Raw genomic sequence first — 20,941 nt, forward strand, 5'->3', positions numbered from 1 at the left:
GTAAGATTATCTAAATGTATTTATAATATGACTAAATAAACCACATACAAAAAAGGTCACCGAAGTGACCCTTTTCAGAACATTTGCTGATTACGCGTAGCCGTAGCTCATCAGGCGCTGATAACGACGATTTTTTAAATCTTCAGTGCTTAACACGTCGAGATCGGCCAGATCCGCCAGCAGTTGCGCTTTCAAAGACGCCGCCATCGCTTCCGGGTTACGGTGAGCGCCGCCCAGCGGTTCCGGGATGATGGAGTCGATCAATTTCAGTTCTTTCAGACGCGGAGCGATGATGCCCATCGCTTCAGCCGCCAGCGGCGCTTTATCGGCGCTCTTCCACAGAATGGAAGCACACCCTTCCGGCGAGATAACAGAATAGGTGCTGTATTGCAGCATATTCACTTTATCGCCCACGCCAATCGCCAGCGCGCCACCAGAACCACCTTCACCAATAACGGTACAAATAGTCGGTACGCTCAGGCGAGACATTTCACGCAGGTTACGCGCGATGGCTTCAGACTGACCACGCTCTTCTGCGCCCACGCCTGGATATGCCCCCGGTGTGTCGATAAAGGTGATGATTGGCATCTTAAAGCGTTCAGCCATTTGCATCAGACGCAGTGCTTTGCGGTAACCTTCTGGCGCTGGCATACCAAAGTTACGGCGAATTTTTTCTTTGGTTTCACGACCTTTCTGGTGACCAATAATCATCACCGGACGACCATCGAGACGGGCGATACCACCAACGATAGCTTTGTCATCTGCATACGCGCGATCACCTGCCAGTTCGTCAAATTCATCAAATGCCAGGCGAACGTAATCCAGGGTATAAGGACGCTGTGGATGGCGAGCCAGTTGCGCAATTTGCCATGCACCGAGATCGGCGAAGATTTTACGCGTCAGTTCTACGCTTTTTTCACGCAGACGATGCACTTCTTCATCGATGTTAATATCCAGTTTCTCATCCTGGCGGCTAACCGCAGTCAGAGAATCGATTTTCGCTTCCAGCTCTGCAATCGGCTGTTCAAAATCAAGGAAATTCAGACTCATAGTATTCCTGTATTAGTCAAACTCCAGTTCCACCTGCTCCGAACCAATGAGGCCACGGAGATCGTTTAATAAACGATCGCTCGGAGAGACACGCCACGTCGCGCCAAAACGCAACCGCGCACGTGCATCCGCCCTCTGATAGTAGAGATGTACTGGAATTGTCCCAGAGCGGTGGGGTTCCAGAGACTGACGGAGTCGGTTTAAAAGCTGGTCATCAATTTGCCTGTCCGTCAGCGAGATAGCAAGCCCGCGAGCATATTTTTCCCGGGCTTCGTCAATATCCATCACTTCGCGAGCGGTCATTTTAAGCCCACCGCTGAAGTCATCAAAGCTGACCTGTCCGCTGACGATAAGTATGCGGTCTTTTTCCAGCAATTGCTGGTATTTATCCAGGGCGTCAGTAAACAACATGACTTCCAGCCGCCCGGAACGGTCATCCAGCGTGCAGATACCGATACGATTGCCGCGCTTGGTGACCATAACCCGCGCGGCAATAACGAGCCCCGCAGCCGTGGTGACTTTACCACGTTCTGTCGGGTGCATGTCTTTCAGCCTTACGCCTCCGACATAACGCTCAATCTCTTTTAAATACTGGTTGATAGGGTGGCCCGTCAGGTACAGACCTAACGTTTCACGTTCCCCATCTAACACCACCTGTTCCGGCCACGGCTGGCAGCTAGCGTAAGATTGTTCAATTTGCTCCGGCTCTTCCGCCAGTACGCCAAACATATCGGCCTGGCCGATGGCTTCTGCTTTCGCGTGTTGATCTGCCGCTTTTAACGCATCGCCCAGCGAGTTCATCAGCGCCGCGCGGTGTGGCCCCAGACGGTCAAACGCCCCGGACATGATCAGTTTTTCCAGCACACGACGGTTCAACTTTTTGGTGTCGGTGCGGGCGCAGAGATCAAACAGTTCGCGAAAGTAGCCGCCTTTATTACGGGCTTCGATGATGGCCTCAATTGGCCCCTCACCTACCCCTTTGATGGCGCCAATACCATACACGATTTCGCCGTCATCGTTGACGTGGAAATGGTAAAGACCGGAGTTTATATCTGGTGGCAGGATTTTCAGCCCCATCCGCCAGCACTCATCCACCAGGCCAACCACCTTCTCGGTATTATCCATATCGGCGGTCATCACCGCCGCCATAAACTCTGCCGGATAGTGCGCTTTCAGCCATAACGTTTGATATGACACCAAAGCATAGGCCGCAGAGTGCGATTTGTTAAATCCGTAACCGGCGAATTTCTCCACCAGGTCGAAGATTTTCATCGCCAGTTCGGCGTTGATCCCGTTCTTTTCTGCACCTTCAGCAAAAACAGAACGCTGCTTAGCCATCTCTTCCGGCTTTTTCTTACCCATCGCACGACGCAACATATCTGCACCGCCGAGGGTATAACCAGAAAGTACCTGGGCAATCTGCATTACCTGTTCCTGATACAGGATAATGCCGTAAGTCGGTTCCAGTACTGGTTTCAGACTTTCATGCTGCCACTGCACGTCCGGATAGGAGATCTCTTCGCGACCATGTTTACGGTCGATAAAGTTATCCACCATCCCTGATTGCAACGGACCGGGGCGGAATAGTGCCACCAGTGCGATCATATCTTCGAAGCAGTCAGGTTGCAGACGCTTGATCAGGTCTTTCATGCCGCGCGATTCAAGCTGGAATACCGCCGTGGTTTCCGAGCGTTGCAGCATGTCAAAACTTTTCTTGTCATCCAGCGGGATCGCAGCGATATCCAGCGGCGGCTCGCCATTCTTCGCCCGCCGCTTGTTGATCATCTCCAGCGCCCAGTTGATGATGGTGAGCGTACGCAAACCGAGGAAGTCGAACTTCACCAGCCCGGCGTATTCAACGTCGCTTTTATCAAACTGCGTGACCGGATGTTTGCCCTCTTCATCGCAATAAAGCGGCGCAAAATCGGTAATTTTGGTCGGCGCGATAACCACCCCACCGGCGTGTTTACCGGCGTTACGGGTGACCCCTTCCAGTTTGCGCGCCATGTCGATCAGCGCCTTAACTTCTTCGTCCGCTTCGTAGATTTCCGGCAGCTGCGGCTCTGCTTCAAACGCTTTCGCCAGCGTCATCCCCGGATCGGGCGGGATCAGTTTCGAGATACGATCGACAAAGCCATACGGATGCCCCAGCACGCGGCCTACGTCGCGGATCACCGCTTTTGCCGCCATCGTACCGAAGGTGATGATCTGCGATACCGCATCGCGACCGTACATGTCCGCCACGTGTTCGATAACCTGGTCGCGTTTCTCCATACAGAAGTCAACGTCGAAGTCAGGCATGGAGACACGTTCCGGGTTAAGGAAACGTTCGAACAGCAGGTCAAATTCCAGCGGATCGAGGTCGGTGATTTTCAGCGCATAAGCCACCAGAGAACCCGCACCGGAGCCACGACCTGGCCCTACCGGTACGCCGTTATCTTTCGACCACTGGATAAATTCCATAACGATGAGGAAGTAGCCGGGGAAGCCCATCTGGTTGATAACCTGAAGTTCAGTATCCAGACGTTCGTCATATTCCGGGCGACGCTTAAGACGTTCTTCCTCGTCAGGGAATAAAAATGCCAGACGCTCTTCCAGCCCTTCTTTTGCGCGCTTGACCAGATAATCTTCGGTGCTCATGTCCCCGGTCGGGAACTGTGGCAGGAAGTATTCACCCAGACGCACAGTTACGTTACAACGTTTGGCGATCTCAACGGTGTTGGCAAGGGCTTCGGGGATGTCGGCAAACAGCTCGCACATCTCCTCTTCGCTACGCATATATTGCTGCGGCGAATAGTTACGTGGGCGTTTAGGATCATCGAGAGTAAAGCCGTCGTGGATCGCGACGCGGATTTCGTGCGCGTCAAAGTCGCTGCTGTCGATAAAGCGCACGTCGTTGGTCGCCACGACGGGCAAACCGCGCGCTTCCGCCAGTTCTACCGCCGCGTGCAGATAGCTTTCTTCGTCCGGCCTGCCGGTGCGAATCAATTCGAGAAAATAGCGATCCGGGAAGTGTTCTTCATAAAACGCAACACACTCATCCACCAGCGTGCTGTTACCACGCAAAAGGCTGCGTCCGACGTCGCCCATGCGCCCGCCGGAAAGGAGGATCAGCCCTTCGTTTAATTCGATAAGCCAGTCGCGATCGATGATTGGCCCGGCTGCACCGTACCCGCGCTGATACGCTTTTGAGATCAGCAACGTCAGATTCTGATAGCCGGTATTGTTAGCCGCCAGTACCGTCAGGTGAGTTAACTCATCCCCCAACAGATCGCACTGGACGTTAAAATCCGCCCCGACGATGGGTTTAATCCCTGCGCCATGTCCCGCTCCGTAGAACTTCACCAGACCGCAAAGGTTGGTGAAATCGGTGATCGCCAGTGCTGGCATACCCAACGCCGCCGCCTTTTTTACCAGCGGCGCGGTTTTTGCCAGGCCATCGATCATCGAGTAGTCGCTGTGCACCCGTAGGTGAACGAAACGTGGTTCAGACATCTTCAGATTCCGGTTTACTTAATCTCGACACAAGAATCAGGACGCAAGTCCCAGTGCGCGTTTGACAGGGCCAAAGCTGCGCCGATGGTGTTCGGTCGCGCCGTGTTCAGCCAGTTTTTCAAGATGAAAAGCTGTTGGATACCCTTTGTGTTGGGCAAAACCATATTGTGGATAAACGATGTCCAGCGCCGCCATTTCAGCGTCGCGCGTGACTTTCGCCAGAATAGACGCGGCACTGATTTCCGGCACGCGGCTGTCGCCTTTAACTACAGCCATCGACGGCATCGGTAATTTCGGACAGCGGTTACCATCAATCAACACATATTCCGGCGCAATATGCAGCCCCGCAACCGCACGCTGCATCGCCAGCATGGTCGCGTGTAGAATATTCAGTTCGTCGATTTCATAGGGTTCCGCGCGACCCAGACTCCAGCTTAACGCTTTCTCTTTAATCTCTTCATACAACGCCAGACGGCGTTTTTCGCTCAGCTTTTTGGAATCATTTAGCCCGACAATCGGACGCGCCGGGTCGAGGATCACGGCAGCGGTGACAACCGCGCCAACCAACGGCCCGCGCCCGACTTCATCCACACCCGCAACAAGCTGCGTGTGCGGATAAACAAATTCGATCATTGTGCTAACTCCAGAACGGCTTGTGCCGCCTGCTCATCGGCATTGCAGCGGATCTGCTGATGCAGTTCGCGGAAGGTGTCGTGCATTGCGTGGCTGGTTTTACCATCCGCCAACAGCGGTAACAGCGCCGCAGCCAGTTTTTGCGGCTCACACTCTTCCTGCAATAACTCTTTGACTAACTCTCTGCCAGCCAGCAAATTGGGTAGAGAGACATAATCAGTTTTCACCAGTCGCTTCGCCAGCCAGAAGGTGAAAGGCTTCATGCGATACCCCACCACCATCGGGCATTTCGCCAGCATACACTCGAGTGCCGCCGTGCCCGACGCCAGTAACGCCGCATCGCTTGCCACCATCGCCTCACGCCCCAATCCATCTAAGAGATGAACAGCAAGGTCTGGCGCAACTTCAGCTTTGATGCGTTCAAACTGCTCGCGGCGTTTGGCATTCACCAGCGGCACCACAATCTCAAGATCGGGATATGTTTGGCGCAAAAGCTGGGCCGTTTTCAGGAAATCGGCACTAAGCATCTCAACTTCCTCGCCACGACTGCCAGGCAGCAACGCCAGGCAGTGGGCATCGTGGGGTATCCCCAACACATCACGGGCGGCGTTTTTATCTGGATCTAACGGCATGGCATCAGCCATGGTGTGACCGATAAAACGGCACGGCACGTTGTATTTGTCATAAAACGCTTTTTCGAAAGGCAGAAATGCGAGCACCAGATCGGTGGCTCTGCCTATTTTGAAAACGCGTTTCTGTCGCCACGCCCACACGGACGGACTGACGTAATGAATGGTTTTGATACCCTGCTTTTTGAGGTTACCTTCGAGGGTAATATTGAAGTCAGGCGCATCAATGCCGACAAAAACATCTGGCTTTAGCTCACCAAAACGTTTCGTCAGATCGGCTCGAATATGCAGTAAGCGACGCAAACGACCGAGCACTTCAACAATGCCCATCACCGCCAGCTCTTCCATTTCGTACCAGGCTTCGCAGCCTTCAGCCTGCATCCGAGGCCCGGCAACACCAACAAAGCGGGCGTTGGGCACACGCTCTTTCAGAGCGCGGATTAAACCGGCTCCCAGGATATCGCCGGAGGTTTCTCCGGCGACCAGGGCAATCGTTAATGGACGCTGTTCAGCCATTAACGAATCAGACCGCGCGTTGAGCGTGCAAAGAAATCGGTAAACGCTTTCACTTCCGGATAAGTTTCCGCCAGTTCAGCAATTTCCGGTTTCACTTCATCGAGCGTTTTTCCGCTGCGATAAATCAGCTTATACGCATTGCGGATAGCGGTAATCGCCTCACGGCTAAAACCGCGACGCTTCAGCCCTTCGATATTGACACCGAACGGCGTTGCGTGGTTACCCTGCGCAATAACATAAGGAGGGACGTCCTGCGCCACACCGGAGCAACCGCCAACCATCACGTGCGCACCAATGATGCAGAACTGATGGACTGCGGTCATGCCGCCGATGATCGCGAAGTCATCTACCGATACGTGCCCCGCCAGCGTTGCGTTGTTGGCGAGAATACAGCGGTTACCTACCGTACAATCGTGCGCAATGTGAGCATTGATCATCAGTAAGTTGTCGCTGCCCACCTTCGTCAATCCACCGCCCTGGACTGTGCCACGATGAATGGTGACGCTTTCGCGAATGCGGTTACGATCGCCGATTTCCACACGGGTCGGTTCGCCAGCATATTTCAGATCCTGGTTAACTTCGCCGATGGAGGCGAACTGATAAATCTCATTGTCGCGACCAATTTTAGTATGGCCATTCACGACAACGTGAGATTTCAGTACGGTACCCTCACCAATTTCGACATGGGGTCCAACGATACAAAAAGGACCAATGTGAGCATTGGCGCCAATCGACGCGCCCTCTTCCACAATGGCGGTTGGATGCACAAAGGCGGATTTATCAATCACGTATCAGGCCTCCCGGCTACGAGCACACATCATCGTTGCTTCGCAAACTACTTTACCGTCGACCAGAGCAACCCCTTTAAAACGGGTCAGGCCACGGCGCGTTTTTTCGAAAGTGACTTCCATGATCATTTGATCGCCTGGCACGACCGGGCGCTTAAAGCGCGCTTCGTCAATACCGGCGAAGTAGTACAGCTCACCCGGTTCCAGTTTTCCTACGCTTTTAAACGCCAGAATACCTGTTGCCTGTGCCATTGCTTCCAGAATCAGCACACCCGGGAAAATCGGTTTTCCAGGGAAATGGCCCTGGAAGAATGGCTCATTGACAGAGACATTTTTTACTGCGCGCAGAAAACGACCTTCTTCAAAATCCAGCACGCGATCCACCAGTAAGAACGGGAAACGGTGTGGCAGAAGTTCTAAAATCTCTTCAATCTGCAGAGTATGAGTGTTAGTAGTCAAGATACTCTTCCTGTCAAAATATAAGAAACGACAATAATAACACGGCCTGCCGCAATCGTAAGAATGAGACAGGCCGTAAAGTTTGGCGAACAAAAGATGGAACGTTAGTCTTGTTGATTAACCTTGCGCTCAAGCGATTTCAGACGCTTGCTCATATCATCAATGTTCATCACCAGTGCAGCGGTTTTGCGCCAGACTTTGTTGGGTTGCAGCGGAATGCCTGAGGAATAGACGCCAGGTTCAGTGATAGGACGCATCACCATACCCATGCCCGTAACCGTCACTTTATCGCATATTTCCATATGCCCGTTGATTACGCTGGCACCGCCGATCATGCAGTAACGACCAATTTTCAGGCTGCCCGCCATAATGACGCCACCGGCAACCGCCGTATTGTCGCCAATCACAACGTTATGTGCAATCTGGCACTGGTTATCAATGATCACGCCATTACCGATAATGGTGTCATCCAGAGCACCACGATCGATGGTAGTACAGGCGCCGATCTCCACGCGATCGCCAATAATCACGCGACCAATCTGAGGGATCTTCACCCAGTTACCACGATCGTTGGCATAGCCAAAACCGTCCGCGCCTACCACCGTTCCGGATTGGATCAGGCAATTCTGACCGATCTGGATCTCATGGTAAATGGTTACGTTCGCCCAAAGGCGCGAACCTGCGCCGATTTTGCTGTTTTTACCAACGAAGCAACCGGCACCAATAATCACGTTATCGCCCAGCTCAACACCGGACTCAATCACCGCGTTCGCGCCAATCGAAACGTTGTTACCCAGCTTCGCCGTCGCGTCGATCACTGCACTGGGTGCAATGTCCTGCGCGGGCTGCGGCGTGGTATCTAAAATTTGCGCCATGCGCGCGTAAGTCAGGTAGGGATTCTTCACTACCAGCGCGGCACTTTTCGCGAAAGGAAGATCGTCCTGGGTCATGACAACCGCAGACGCCTGGCACAAGCCTAAATGCTCACGGTATTTTGGGTTAACCATGAACGTGATGTGACCTGTTTGTGCAGATTGCATGGACGCAACGCCGGTGATGACGATATCGCCATCACCGTGTAGTTCTGCATCCAACTGCTGCGCTAAATCAGCCAGTCGAATTGAAGGCATTACTTATTTAACCTGTTTCAGTACGTCGGCAGTGATGTCTTTTACATCGCTGCTGTTGTAAGCAACGGCGTTTGCATCAACAACCAGATCGATATCCTGGCTGTTGGCAACGGATTTCACAGCAGTCTGGATACGAGTAACCAGTTTGCCGCGTTCTTCGTTGGAACGACGTGCGCGATCCTGCTCAAAAGCCTGCGCTTTCTGAGCAAAAGTCTGGCGCTGAGCCATCACGTCTTTTTCCAGCTTAGTACGATCGCTACCGGCTTTCATAGACTGCAGCTTTTTCATTTTAGCTTGCAGATCGGTTTCCATACGCTGCAGTTCGCTGGCACGGCCTTTGAACTCATTTTCCAGCGTGTTAGAAACACCGGTTTTCTGTGCTACCTGCTGGAACAGGCTGCCCATATTGACGATTGCAATTTTGTCAGCCGCCTGAGCAGAAGTTGCCAGTGCTAAACCGAGACCTGCAGCTAATAACCACTTTTTCACAATAAACTCCTTACCATCCCATTTGCACCGGAGGGTGCAGTTCTTTGCGTGGCCCGGCGATCTTATATTGATCGCCTAAAGTCATCGCTACACTACCACTACATTCCTTTGTGGAGAACACTTACCAGGTTTTACCGATGTTAAACTGGAACTGTTCTGCCTTGTCTCCATCGTACTTTTTGAACGGCTGGGCGTAGGAGAACACCAACGGCCCCAATGGGGACATCCATTGTAATGCGATACCCGCAGACATACGGATATTGCTTGGATCGCTATAGTCCGGATATCCAGAATATTGGCTGGAATCCCAGTTTGTATCCCAAACGGTGCCCATATCCCAGAAGAAGGAAGTACGAACCGAGTTAGCATACTTGTCGCTAATGAATGGCGTCGGGGTGATGAGTTCGAGGCTGGCAACCGCCATGGCGTTACCACCTACAGCATCATCCGATTTACACAGGTCTTTCGCTCCGTCCTGAGTCGCACATTCGTAATCGTAGTCCGGATCATAATTACTGGCCTGATGCGGGAAGTAAACTGCTTTCGGACCAATGGTGTTGGACTGGAAGCCACGCACGGTGCTGGAACCACCGGCATAGAAGTTCTCGTAGAACGGCATCTCTTTGCCGCCTAAACCATCACCGTAACCCCAACGAGTACGACCCAGAACAACCCATTTGTGATCGTCATCGATCGGTACATAAGTCGCCGTGTCTAACGTCACTTTGTAGTATTCGTTATCCGATCCCGGAATGGTCACTTTACCCGTCAAGTTGACACGCGAACCATCTGTCGGGAAGTACCCACGGTCAAGTTTGTTATAGGTCCAACCATAGTTGAACGTGAAGTCGTCCGTTTTGAAGCTGTTATCCTGATCAGAGGTGCTCGGATGTTCACCCATAGAGTACAGATAACGCCACATCGCAACCTGCGGCTGCATGTTGGACAGGGAGTTATGCACATAACCCAGACCTGCACGCAACGAGTTATATTCGTTGATCGGGAAGCCCAACGTCACGTCTGTACCATAACTCTTGTTGGTATAGTCGGACAGGTCGGCGTCATCTGCCTGGAAGTCATTATAGAAGAGACGGCCACCGAGGCTTACGCCATCTACGGTGAAGTACGGGTTGGTTACCGACAGTTCAGCATAGGTCTGGTAATCGTTTTTGGTTCCGTTGATACCAACAGCATAACCCGTACCTAACCAGTTATCCTGTTGCACGCCAGCCTGGAAGCTCACGCCACTTTCAGTACCGTAACCAATACCAAAGTTGAAGCTACCGGTGTTACGTTCTTTGACCTTGTAGACCACATCAACCTGATCCGGGCTACCCGGAACACGCTGAGTGTCAGTGTCGACTGTTTCAAAGAAGCCCAGACGATTCAGACGCTCTTTACCCTGATCGACCAGATCGCTACCCAGCCATGCCCCTTCCATCTGGCGCATTTCACGGCGCAGAACAGCATCTTTCGACGTGTCGTTACCTTCAAAACGGATCTTACGCACATAGAAACGGTTACCCGCATCAACGTTCACACGTAATTTAACGGTCTTGTCGGCATCGTTAATTTCAGGCATCGACTGTACGCGCGGATAGGCATAACCATAGCGACCGAGAAGCTTTTTAATGTCATCTTCCATTTTGGTCACTTTGGTGCCGTTATACAGCTCGCCCGGCTCGATCTTAGTCAACTGCTCAATTTCAGCGGAGTGCCCGGCAAGGTTACCGCTCACTTCAACGCCAGAAAGCTTGTACTGATCGCCTTCGGTGATGTTCACCGTGACGTAGATACCTTTTTTATCCGGCGTCAGACTGACCTGGGTCGAGTCGATGTTGAAACGGGCATAACCGCGATCCAGATAGTAACTGCGCAGGGTTTCAAGGTCGCCCGCCAGTTTCTGTTTCTGGTATTTACGATCGCCTACCACGTTCCACCACGGCACTTCGTCACGCAGCTGGAAATGAGAGATCAGTTCGTCGGTGGTGAAAGCATGGTTACCAACAATATTGATTTGTTGGATTTCTGCTGACACACCTTCCTGGAACACCAGTTTAAGGTCAACACGGTTACGCGGCAGTGGAGTCACGACAGCTTTTACGCTGGCGCTATATTTACCGACGCTGTAGTAGAAGTCTTCCAGACCTTTTTCGATATCAGCAATGGTGGTGCGATCAAGAGATTCGCCCACACGCACGCCAGAAGCCTCGAGGTTTTGCTTCAGCATGTCATCTTTCACCGATTTGTTCCCGGAGAAAGTGATGCTGGCAATGGTCGGACGTTCTTTTACCTGAACCAGAAGGGTATCACCATCACGAAGGACACGAACATCCTCAAAGTTGCCGGTAGCAAACAGAGCGCGAATGGTATTACTGATATCTTCATCATTAACCGTGTCGCCTGTGCGCACCGGCATACTGAGGAGGGCCGCACCAACGGCGACACGCTGAAGGCCTTCGAAATGAATATCTTTCACTACGAACCCTTCAGCACCGTATACGGTGGCGCTGCTAAACAGCAGCGACGCTATGAGCAACTTTTTCATCGCCATCGTTATTATGCGTTCTTCCTAACTAACTCTCATAACCGAGAGAAATCATTGAAAAGTGCAAGCCCCATTAACAGCACCAGCAGAATCGAGCCAATGCGATAACAAAAGTCTTGAACCCGCTCGGATACCGGTCCGCCCTTGATCTTTTCGATCGCAAGGAACAGCAGATGCCCCCCGTCAAGTACGGGCAACGGAAACAGGTTAATTATCCCTAAGTTCACGCTAATAAGCGCAAGAAACGGTAGATAATAAACAACCCCGAGTTCCGCTGTCATCCCAGCCCCCTTGGCGATAGAGATCGGCCCACTGAGGTTGTTCAGTTTCACATCACCGGTGATCAATTTTCCCAGCATACTGACCGTCAGCTTCATCAACTGCCACGTTTTGTCCGTGGCTTCGACGATGGCGTTGAACGGCCCATACTGGCGTACAACTTTATACTCATCTGGCAAAGGAATGACTTTCGGCTCAATGCCGACAAAACCAATCGCCTTACCATTGCCCGGTTTGCTCTCCGGGACTAATGTTAAAGACAAGGGACTCCCCTGTCTTTCGATTTCCAACGCTAAGGATTTACCCGGATTATCCCGGACAAGCATCACAAAGGTCACCCATTGCGTTAATGGCTGACCATCGACTTTAACGATCCTGTCGCCTGCTTGCAAACCCGCCTTGTTTGCCGCCGAATTTGGCTGCACATTTTCCACTACAGGTTCAATTTGCGGCCCACGGGGACGAATCCCCAAAGAAGATACTGGATCTTCTTTATCAGGCTCAAATGCCCACTGACGTAAATCGAGCTTTACATCTCGCCGCTGGTCGCTACCAAATGGTGCTACGGTAATGATGGTGCTTTCATCACCAATTTTATCGACCAACTGCAAACGCACGGCATCCCAATCAGGCGTTTCGATACCATCTACGGCTTTTAGTTCCGTTCCTGGTGCAATTTGTGCTTGTGCAGCTATCGAATTGGCTGATATTTCACCAACCACCGGGCGTACGCCAGGCACACCAATGATAAAAACCAGCCAGTAAGCAAAGATAGCAAAAATGAAGTTTGCAACCGGACCTGCGGCAATGATCGCCGCACGTTGGCCAACAGATTTATTATTGAAGGCATGGTGGCGAAGCTCCGGAACAACCGGTTCAGCACGCTCATCCAGCATTTTGACATAACCGCCCAAAGGGATCAGGGCGATGACATATTCGGTGCCTAGCTTATCAGTTCGGCGCCAGAGCGCCTTACCAAAACCTATAGAGAAACGCTCAACGCGAACACCGCAACGCCGGGCAACCCAGAAATGACCAAATTCATGCACGGTGATAAGTACACCCAATGCAACGATGAACGAAGCCAAATCCCAGAGAAAACTCAGCATAATACCTTCCGTTAAAGCGTCCTGAATACCAGCAACAGCAGGCAAGCAAAGACCGGTACAGCAGCCGTCAGGCTATCAATACGATCCAAAATACCGCCATGTCCTGGAATTAAATGACCGCTGTCCTTAATTCCTGCTTCACGCTTAAACATGCTCTCGGTCAGATCGCCAAGCACTGAGGCTAACGCTGCGACAATAGAGCAAATGAGTAAGGTGACGGGTGCAACGTCCAGATTCGCCCACATGCCATAACCCCATGAGATTACCGCTGCGGTCGCGAGTCCGCCAATAAAGCCTTGCCAGGTTTTACCCGGAGAAACCTTCGGTGCCAGCTTATGTTTGCCAAACAATTTGCCAAACATATATGCGCCAGAGTCAGCGCCCCAGACCAGGATCATGACATAGAGCAGCCATATCGCGCCACTGTAATGATTCTCGTCATAGTGCCAGGCTCGTAACGCCAACATGCCCCAAAAGAAGGGAACAATAGTTAGCACGCCAAAGATAATGCGCAATGTTTTGGACTTACGCCATATTGTCGCGGAACCGGGATAGAATAACACCAGCAATAACGCGACAACCCACCAGCCAAGCGAAGCCCAAAGTGAGACCTCAACCAGTGGTTGATGGATATTTCGGTGATATTCCGGCAACAGAAAAAGCATCAGCGCCAACAATAACCCGCACAGCACCGCCAGCCATACCCGCTGCGAGCGAGAGGTAAAACCGCTAAGCTGTCCCCATTCCCACGCTGCCAGCATACAGACTACCAGCGTAACAATAGCGAACCCCACCGGCGGCAATAAAAATAGCGCCGCGATGACGACAGGTATTAAAACAAAAGCAGATATCAGGCGATACTTCAGCAAAAGCGACCCCCATCAGGCTGTTTCATCACCGGGCTCGGTGCCGCCGAAACGACGCTCTCGATTAGCAAAGGCATTTAGTGCCCCTTCAAAGTCTTGTTCATCGAAATCGGGCCAGAGAACATCTGTAAAGTAAAGTTCGGCATAGGCAATTTGCCAAAGCAAAAAGTTACTAATGCGATGCTCCCCCCCAGTCCTAATTACTAAATCTACAGGGGCCAGTTCATGCATACAGACATGCTGGTTTAGCATCTCTTCATCTATCTGATCCGGTTGCAGGTTTCCTTGCTGCACCTTTTCAGCCAGTTGCCTGACGCCCTGGACTATATCCCAACGTCCACCGTAGTTCGCCGCAATATTCAACGTCAGACCGGTATTCCCGGCAGTTAACGCTTCAGATTTACGAATACGTTCTTGCAAACGCGAGTTAAAACGACTGGTATCGCCAATAATACGCAGACGCACGTTATGTCGGTGCAGGCTTTTTACTTCGCTATCGAGCGCCCACACAAACAGTTCCATTAACGCACTGACTTCCTGCGCTGGTCGGTTCCAGTTTTCACTACTAAAGGCATACAGCGTTAACGCCTCAATACCGTTGTTGGCCGCAAAAGAGACCGCCCGGCGGACCGATTTAGCCCCGGCTTTATGCCCAAAGGCACGAATCTTCCCTTGCTTTTTTGCCCAGCGCCCGTTGCCATCCATAATGATCGCGACATGGCGACAGCCATGAACTGGCAATTTTTCGCTAAGTGGTTGAGTAGCAGACAACATCACGCGTTTCTTATTCCCTGACAGGGTTTACGGTACTCAGGAATACTGAAGCCTATACAAAAAAAAGCCGTGTAAAACCACGGCATACCTGACCTTAGAAAGCCAACTACTTACGATCAGATGGCGCAGACTATATCACTGAAGCACTACGCTAACAAATAGCACAACTCTCTGTAGCCGGATTATCCTCAGCTTGCGAGACGCATCACCTCTTTTCTGGCGACCTCACGCGCACAGGCATCGACAGACAACACATCGTCCACGCATTGTGGTTCGCGCATATCCATATTTTCCAGAACGGATAAATTCAATGCGGCGATATCCGTAAAGCGGATTTGTTGCGCAAGAAACGCAGCAACGGTGATTTCGTTTGCGGCATTCAATGCGGTCGTCGCAGCCTGGCCTTGTTCGAAAGCATCCATCGCCAGTTTCAGGCATGGATAGCGATCATAATCCGGTGCGGCAAATGTCAACGCACTCAGTTTGCAAAAGTCGAGCGGCTTCACGCCAGAGTTCACGCGATTCGGCCATGCCATGGTGTGGGCAATTGGCGTACGCATATCGGGTTCTCCCAGTTGCGCCAGAACGCTGCCGTCCTGATAACGCACCATTGAGTGAATCACTGACTGCGGGTGAATCAGCACTTCCATCTGGCTGGCACTGGCGTTAAACAACCAGCGAGCTTCAATGTATTCCAGACCTTTGTTCATCATGGTAGCCGAATCGACAGAAATTTTACGTCCCATCGACCAGTTCGGATGACGGCAGGCTTGATCGGGCGTCATTGTTGCCAAATCGTGCAATGGCGTCTCACGGAAAGGGCCACCAGATCCGGTAAGCAAAATGGACACCACGCCATTTTGCTCAAGGTCAGCGTATCCCAGATTGTGCTGGATAGGTTGCGGTAAACTCTGAAAAATGGCGTTATGTTCGCTATCGACCGGTAATAACTGCGCTTTACTCTGCTTTACGGCGTCCATAAACAGACGTCCACAGGTGACCAGTGATTCTTTGTTAGCCAGCAGTATGGTTTTACCCGCACGGATAGCGGCAAGCGTAGGTAACAGGCCAGCAGCACCGACAATCGCCGCCATCACCTGATCAACATCTTCAAGCGCCGCCATATCGCAGGCAGCCTGCTGACCGCTTAAGACTTCGGTGCAACTACCATGTTGTTGTAGCGTCGATTTAAGAAGTTTCGCACTCGCTTCATCGTCCATTACGGCATAACGGGGAGAAAATTCCAGGCACTGTTCTACCATGCGAGTGACATTTTTGCCTGCCACCAGCGCAACTACGCGGAAGTGTTCGGGATTATGGCGCACCACGTCCAGCGTGCTGCAACCAATCGAGCCGGTCGAGCCCAGAATGGTGAGTTGCTTCATGAAACATCCAGAGTTGAGACAGAATAAAAAGCAAAACGCCGCCAGCCGATCCGCAAGGATCTACTGAGCGGCGTTTTTTGTCGTTCAAGAAATCAGAACTGCATCAGTTCTGCTTCTTTGTCTGCCAGCGCCGCTTCAATTTTCTTGATTGCAGCATCAGTCAGTTTCTGTACATCGTCCTGAGAACGGCGATCGTCGTCTTCGCTGATCTCTTTATCTTTCAACAGTGCTTTCACTTTATCGTTCGCATCACGACGCACGTTACGTACTGCAACACGCGCCTGTTCAGCTTCACCACGAACGATTTTAGTCAGATCTTTACGACGTTCTTCCGTCAGCGGCGGCAGCGGAACACGGATGTCGCTACCTGCAGAGTTCGGGTTCAGGCCGAGATCGGACGCCATAATCGCTTTTTCAACGGCCGGAGACATTGAACGATCAAACACGTTGATTTTCAGAGTGCGGGAATCTTCTACCGTTACGCTTGCCAGCTGACGCAGCGGCGTCGGCGTGCCGTAATATTCCACGACAATGCCATCCAGCAGGCTGGGAGAAGCACGACCCGTGCGTATTTTGCTGATTTGGGTTTTGAACGCTTCGACGCATTTGTCCATGCGTACTTCAGCATCTTTTCTGATATCGCTAATCACGTTACGAATCCTTGAAAACTTGTCTCAGTCAGACCAGACAGTCACACACAGTGGAAGTGTGCTAAGTATAGCCCTGATTAAACATATTACGGGTAATCATCTGGATTATTAGGCTATTTTATTTGCCATTTTGCCCCCGGGCAGTGCTCGCCATCCTCACGTACTTATGTACGCTCCGGTGGCTGCGCGCTGGCCGTGACCAAACTGCCTGCAACAATAACGCCTTATAACCAGACTTACGCCCCCGCGATACTTATGCGGAATCTTACCCTTATTTATCCATCACGGGAATTATTCCGTGATTAAAGTCCCTTCTTTTTCACCCATTACCACACGGCGCAGCGCACCCGGTTTATTCATGTTGAAAACACGAATCGGTAATTTGTGGTCACGAGCCAGCGTGAAGGCCGCCAGGTCCATTACTTTCAGCTCTTTTTCCAGAACTTCACTGTAGGTCAGCTGCTCGTACATAGTTGCAGTTGGATCTTTCGCCGGGTCAGCGGTAAACACACCGTCAACTTTGGTTGCTTTCAGCACCACATCGGCTTCAATTTCGATACCACGCAGGCAAGCTGCGGAGTCAGTGGTAAAGAATGGATTACCAGTACCGGCGGAGAGGATCACCACACGGTTGTTGCGCAACAGACTGATAGCTTCTGCCCAGCTGTAGCTGTCGCATACGCCATTCAATGGAATAGCGGACATCAGACGAGCGTTCACATAGGCGCGGTGCAGTGCATCACGCATTGCCAGACCGTTCATTACGGTAGCCAGCATCCCCATGTGGTCGCCCACAACGCGGTTCATACCCGCTTTCGCCAGACCAGCGCCACGGAACAGGTTACCCCCACCAATCACCACACCAACCTGAATACCCAGTTCAACCAGTTCTTTGATTTCCTGAGCCATGCGATCCAGTATGCTTGCATCAATACCGAAGCCTTCAGTGCCCTGCAGAGCTTCGCCACTCAACTTAAGCAGAATGCGTTTATAGACGGGTTTTGCATTGGTAGCCATGTTTCTTTCCTGAGACTGTCAACGATTGAAATGAATTAATACTAGCGACATTGTACGTCGCTTTTCAGCGCAGCCCCATAAGGGTTAGCTGAATTTACAAGATGGGCGCAAAAAGAAGCCGCCCTCAGGCGGCTCCTTTTCGATAATTAAGACTGCTTGGACATCGCAGCAACTTCTGCTGCAAAGTCAGTCTCAACTTTCTCGATGCCTTCACCCACTTCGAAGCGGATGAAGCCAGTCACTTCAGCGTTATGCTCTTTCAGCAGCTGACCAACAGTTTTTGCCGGTTCCATTACGAACGGCTGACCGGTCAGAGAAACTTCGCCGGTGAATTTCTTCATGCGGCCTTCAACCATTTTCTCTGCGATTTCTTTCGGCTTACCAGACTGCATCGCGATATCCAGCTGTACCTGGTATTCTTTCTCTACCACTTCAGCAGATACGTCTTCCGGCTTGATGAATTCCGGCTTGCTTGCAGCAACGTGCATAGCGATGTGTTTAACCAGCTCTTCATCAGCGCCTTTAGCAGCAACCAGAACGCCGATACGCGCACCGTGCTGATAAGAACCCAGAACGTCGCCTTCCAGCGCAGCAACGCGGCGAATGTTGATGTTTTCACCGATTTTCGCTACCAGCGCAACGCGTTCTTCTTCGAACTGTGCTTTCAGAACTTCAACGTCAGTGATTTTGCCAGCTACAGCTGCGTCCAGAACTTTGTCTGCGAACGCCTGGAAACCAGCGTCTTTTGCTACGAAGTCAGTCTGGCAGTTAACTTCCAGAATGATGCCGTAGTTGCCGTCGATTTTGGTTTTGATCACGCCGTCAGCAGCAACGTTGCCTGCTTTTTTCGCTGCTTTGATAGCACCGGACTTACGCATGTTTTCGATTGCCAGCTCGATGTCGCCGTTAGCTTCAGTCAGTGCTTTTTTGCAATCCATCATGCCTGCGCCAGTACGCTCACGCAGCTCTTTTACCAGGGATGCGGTAATTTCAGCCATTCTAAAATCCTCGGAGATGTGATCTGCCCGGCATTAAACCGCACAGATATAAAAGTGAAAAAGGGGGCCATATGCAGGCCCCCTAACCAAACGTGTACTACCTGGTCTATAAGGGCTCGTACGAGCGTGCCTTATTACTCAGCTTCTACGAAGCTTTCTTCCGCCTGGGAAGCCAGATCCTGAGAACGGCCTTCACGTACGGTTGCAGCAACAGCGCCCAGGTACAGGGTCACAGCACGGATTGCGTCGTCGTTACCCGGGATAACGAAGTCAACACCGTCCGGATCAGAGTTGGTATCAACGATAGCAAATACCGGAATACCCAGGTTGTTTGCTTCTTTGATAGCAATGTGTTCGTGGTCAGCATCGATTACAAACAGAGCGTCCGGCAGACCGCCCATGTCTTTGATACCGCCCAGGCTGTTTTCCAGTTTCTCCAGCTCACGAGTGCGCATCAGCGCTTCTTTCTTGGTCAGCTTGTCGAAAGTACCGTCCTGAGACTGAGTTTCCAGGTCTTTCAGACGTTTGATGGACTGACGAACGGTTTTCCAGTTAGTCAGCATACCGCCCAGCCAGCGATGGTTCACGAAGAACTGGTCGCAGCTCAGAGCAGCGTCTTTCACCGCTTCGCTTGCAGCGCGTTTAGTACCAACGAAAAGGATTTTACCTTTGCGAGAAGCAATCTTGTTCAGTTCAGCCAGAGCTTCGTTGAACATCGGTACAGTTTTCTCAAGGTTGATGATGTGAACTTTGTTACGCGCACCGAAGATGAACGGCTTCATTTTCGGGTTCCAGTAACGGGTCTGGTGACCAAAGTGAACACCAGCCTTGAGCATGTCGCGCATGGAAACAGTTGCCATGATTAAAACCTCTATATAAAAGTTGGGGTTATGCCTCCACGTATCCCATATTACCGACCCCAAAGGGCACCCCGGAATATGTGCCGATACGTGTGTGTTGTTACACAAAGTGAGATTGTCGCTTCCGTCCAGTCTGTGTATACGAAATGGATCGGAAGTCCGGCGCGCTTTATACCACAAATACGCCGTGGACTCCAATAATTGTTGGCGCTGTGTACAGCATCAGACGCTGAATTTTCTATTATAGAAAACCCTCGGTGGCACGTTTCGCGAAGTTCAGAATGATTCTCAATTTGACAGGGTGTGATACCATTGACAGCACTTACATATATATTGTCGGTATCACCGACGCTGATGGACAGAATTAATGGCTATCTCAATCAAGACCCCTGAAGATATCGAAAAAATGCGCGTCGCTGGCCGCCTGGCTGCCGAAGTGCTGGAAATGATCGAACCCTATGTTAAACCGGGCATCAGCACCGGCGAGCTGGATCGCATCTGTAATGATTACATTGTGAATGAACAACACGCGGTTTCTGCCTGCCTCGGCTATCACGGTTATCCGAAATCCGTTTGCATCTCTATTAATGAAGTGGTGTGCCACGGTATCCCGGACGACGCCAAGCTGCTGAAAGACGGCGATATCGTTAACATTGACGTCACCGTAATTAAAGACGGTTTCCACGGCGACACCTCGAAAATGTTTATCGTCGGTAAGCCAACCATCATGGGAGAACGCCTGTGCCGCATCACGCAAGAGAGCCTGTACCTGGCGCTGCGTATGGTAAAACCAGGCATCAATCTGCGCGAAATCGGCGCAGCGATTCAGAAATTTGTCGAAGCAGAAGGCTTCTCCGTCGTTCGAGAATATTGCGGTCACGGTATTGGTCGCGGCTTCCATGAAGAACCGCAGGTGCTGCACTATGACTCTCCTGAAACCAATGTCGTGCTGAAACCAGGGATGACGTTCACCATCGAGCCAATGGTCAACGCGGGTAAAAAAGAGATCCGCACCATGAAAGATGGCTGGACGGTAAAAACCAAAGATCGCAGCTTGTCTGCACAATACGAGCATACTATTGTGGTGACTGATAACGGCTGCGAAATTCTGACGCTACGCAAGGATGACACCATCCCGGCGATAATCTCGCACGACGAATAAGAGGCAGACAAACGCAAAAATGCCTGATGTGCAACGCTTATCAGGCCTACCTTCTCCATTTGCAAGGAGTTGTAGGCTGGAGCACCCGGCATGAACAAAGCGTA

General features: G+C 51.5%; 18 protein-coding genes. 1 reads left to right on the forward strand and 17 read right to left on the reverse strand.

What is annotated here, in order from left to right; all coding sequences use genetic code 11:
* Positions 1 to 90: 90 nt before the first annotated feature.
* The 17 genes from accA to rpsB all read right to left on the reverse strand — a co-directional run bounded on the left by accA (position 91) and on the right by rpsB (position 19,675).
* The gene (accA, locus tag C3D30_RS13330) at positions 91 to 1,050 is read right to left on the reverse strand and encodes an acetyl-CoA carboxylase carboxyl transferase subunit alpha (protein WP_000055746.1); all 960 of its coding nucleotides are present in this window, start codon (positions 1,048 to 1,050) and stop codon (positions 91 to 93) included.
* Between the two features lie 12 nt (positions 1,051 to 1,062).
* Positions 1,063 to 4,545, reverse strand: a complete 3,483-nt coding sequence (gene dnaE, locus C3D30_RS13335) for a DNA polymerase III subunit alpha (RefSeq protein ID WP_001294794.1) — start codon at positions 4,543 to 4,545, stop codon at positions 1,063 to 1,065.
* Positions 4,546 to 4,581: 36 nt separating this feature from the next.
* Complete coding sequence (gene rnhB, locus C3D30_RS13340) at positions 4,582 to 5,178, reverse strand: ribonuclease HII (protein WP_105286976.1); 597 nt, start codon at positions 5,176 to 5,178, stop codon at positions 4,582 to 4,584.
* On the reverse strand, positions 5,175 to 6,323 hold the full coding sequence (gene lpxB, locus C3D30_RS13345; protein ID WP_105286977.1) for a lipid-A-disaccharide synthase: 1,149 nt from the start codon (positions 6,321 to 6,323) through the stop codon (positions 5,175 to 5,177). Before lpxB ends, rnhB begins: the two co-directional genes overlap by 4 nt.
* Positions 6,323 to 7,111, reverse strand: coding sequence for an acyl-ACP--UDP-N-acetylglucosamine O-acyltransferase (gene lpxA, locus C3D30_RS13350; protein ID WP_000565966.1), 789 nt, complete (start codon positions 7,109 to 7,111; stop codon positions 6,323 to 6,325). Before lpxA ends, lpxB begins: the two co-directional genes overlap by 1 nt.
* Before the next feature lie 3 nt (positions 7,112 to 7,114).
* On the reverse strand, positions 7,115 to 7,570 hold the full coding sequence (gene fabZ, locus C3D30_RS13355) for a 3-hydroxyacyl-ACP dehydratase FabZ (protein WP_000210739.1): 456 nt from the start codon (positions 7,568 to 7,570) through the stop codon (positions 7,115 to 7,117).
* A gap of 104 nt (positions 7,571 to 7,674) precedes the next feature.
* Positions 7,675 to 8,700 (reverse strand): UDP-3-O-(3-hydroxymyristoyl)glucosamine N-acyltransferase, encoded by a 1,026-nt coding sequence (gene lpxD / locus C3D30_RS13360; protein ID WP_001139274.1) that lies wholly within the window; start codon positions 8,698 to 8,700, stop codon positions 7,675 to 7,677.
* 3 nt (positions 8,701 to 8,703) lie between these two features.
* Complete coding sequence (skp, locus tag C3D30_RS13365; RefSeq protein WP_000758956.1) at positions 8,704 to 9,189, reverse strand: molecular chaperone Skp; 486 nt, start codon at positions 9,187 to 9,189, stop codon at positions 8,704 to 8,706.
* A 121-nt stretch (positions 9,190 to 9,310) separates the two neighbouring features.
* Positions 9,311 to 11,743: an outer membrane protein assembly factor BamA gene (gene bamA / locus C3D30_RS13370; RefSeq protein ID WP_001240898.1), complete on the reverse strand. Its 2,433-nt coding sequence runs from the start codon at positions 11,741 to 11,743 to the stop codon at positions 9,311 to 9,313.
* Between the two features lie 29 nt (positions 11,744 to 11,772).
* On the reverse strand, positions 11,773 to 13,125 hold the full coding sequence (gene rseP, locus C3D30_RS13375; protein ID WP_000948225.1) for a sigma E protease regulator RseP: 1,353 nt from the start codon (positions 13,123 to 13,125) through the stop codon (positions 11,773 to 11,775).
* Positions 13,126 to 13,136: 11 nt separating this feature from the next.
* Positions 13,137 to 13,994 carry a phosphatidate cytidylyltransferase gene (gene cdsA, locus C3D30_RS13380; protein WP_000922433.1) on the reverse strand — a complete coding sequence of 286 codons (858 nt, stop codon included), beginning with the start codon at positions 13,992 to 13,994 and terminating at the stop codon, positions 13,137 to 13,139.
* 12 nt (positions 13,995 to 14,006) lie between these two features.
* Entirely contained in the window at positions 14,007 to 14,765 is a 759-nt protein-coding gene (gene ispU, locus C3D30_RS13385) for a (2E,6E)-farnesyl-diphosphate-specific ditrans,polycis-undecaprenyl-diphosphate synthase (protein ID WP_001517776.1), read from the reverse strand.
* 188 nt (positions 14,766 to 14,953) lie between these two features.
* A complete protein-coding gene (ispC, locus tag C3D30_RS13390; RefSeq protein WP_105282598.1) occupies positions 14,954 to 16,150 on the reverse strand; it encodes a 1-deoxy-D-xylulose-5-phosphate reductoisomerase in 1,197 nt (398 codons plus the stop codon).
* Positions 16,151 to 16,242: 92 nt separating this feature from the next.
* Complete coding sequence (frr, locus tag C3D30_RS13395) at positions 16,243 to 16,800, reverse strand: ribosome recycling factor (protein WP_000622418.1); 558 nt, start codon at positions 16,798 to 16,800, stop codon at positions 16,243 to 16,245.
* Positions 16,801 to 17,091: 291 nt separating this feature from the next.
* The gene (pyrH, locus tag C3D30_RS13400) at positions 17,092 to 17,817 is read right to left on the reverse strand and encodes a UMP kinase (RefSeq protein WP_000224573.1); all 726 of its coding nucleotides are present in this window, start codon (positions 17,815 to 17,817) and stop codon (positions 17,092 to 17,094) included.
* A gap of 146 nt (positions 17,818 to 17,963) precedes the next feature.
* Positions 17,964 to 18,815, reverse strand: coding sequence for a translation elongation factor Ts (tsf, locus tag C3D30_RS13405; RefSeq protein WP_000818112.1), 852 nt, complete (start codon positions 18,813 to 18,815; stop codon positions 17,964 to 17,966).
* A gap of 134 nt (positions 18,816 to 18,949) precedes the next feature.
* A complete protein-coding gene (rpsB, locus tag C3D30_RS13410) occupies positions 18,950 to 19,675 on the reverse strand; it encodes a 30S ribosomal protein S2 (RefSeq protein ID WP_000246882.1) in 726 nt (241 codons plus the stop codon).
* 367 nt (positions 19,676 to 20,042) lie between these two features.
* Here rpsB and map point away from each other — a divergent pair, with 367 nt between their 5' ends.
* The gene (gene map, locus C3D30_RS13420) at positions 20,043 to 20,837 is read left to right on the forward strand and encodes a type I methionyl aminopeptidase (protein ID WP_001018187.1); all 795 of its coding nucleotides are present in this window, start codon (positions 20,043 to 20,045) and stop codon (positions 20,835 to 20,837) included.
* Positions 20,838 to 20,941: the final 104 nt, after the last annotated feature.

Origin of the sequence: Escherichia sp. MOD1-EC5433, assembly GCF_002966005.1 — a bacterium.
GTDB lineage: Bacteria > Pseudomonadota > Gammaproteobacteria > Enterobacterales > Enterobacteriaceae > Escherichia > Escherichia ruysiae.

Bases quoted from the DNA above. Each gene is read 5' to 3' on its own strand.
- accA (WP_000055746.1), bottom strand. From the start codon at position 1,050: ATGAGTCTGAATTTCCTTGATTTTGAACAGCCGATTGCAGAGCTGGAA.
- dnaE (WP_001294794.1), bottom strand. From the start codon at position 4,545: ATGTCTGAACCACGTTTCGTTCACCTACGGGTGCACAGCGACTACTCG.
- rnhB (WP_105286976.1), bottom strand. From the start codon at position 5,178: ATGATCGAATTTGTTTATCCGCACACGCAGCTTGTTGCGGGTGTGGAT.
- lpxB (WP_105286977.1), bottom strand. From the start codon at position 6,323: ATGGCTGAACAGCGTCCATTAACGATTGCCCTGGTCGCCGGAGAAACC.
- lpxD (WP_001139274.1), bottom strand. From the start codon at position 8,700: ATGCCTTCAATTCGACTGGCTGATTTAGCGCAGCAGTTGGATGCAGAA.
- bamA (WP_001240898.1), bottom strand. From the start codon at position 11,743: ATGGCGATGAAAAAGTTGCTCATAGCGTCGCTGCTGTTTAGCAGCGCC.
- rseP (WP_000948225.1), bottom strand. From the start codon at position 13,125: ATGCTGAGTTTTCTCTGGGATTTGGCTTCGTTCATCGTTGCATTGGGT.
- ispU (WP_001517776.1), bottom strand. From the start codon at position 14,765: ATGTTGTCTGCTACTCAACCACTTAGCGAAAAATTGCCAGTTCATGGC.
- ispC (WP_105282598.1), bottom strand. From the start codon at position 16,150: ATGAAGCAACTCACCATTCTGGGCTCGACCGGCTCGATTGGTTGCAGC.
- pyrH (WP_000224573.1), bottom strand. From the start codon at position 17,817: ATGGCTACCAATGCAAAACCCGTCTATAAACGCATTCTGCTTAAGTTG.
- tsf (WP_000818112.1), bottom strand. From the start codon at position 18,815: ATGGCTGAAATTACCGCATCCCTGGTAAAAGAGCTGCGTGAGCGTACT.
- rpsB (WP_000246882.1), bottom strand. From the start codon at position 19,675: ATGGCAACTGTTTCCATGCGCGACATGCTCAAGGCTGGTGTTCACTTT.
- map (WP_001018187.1), top strand. From the start codon at position 20,043: ATGGCTATCTCAATCAAGACCCCTGAAGATATCGAAAAAATGCGCGTC.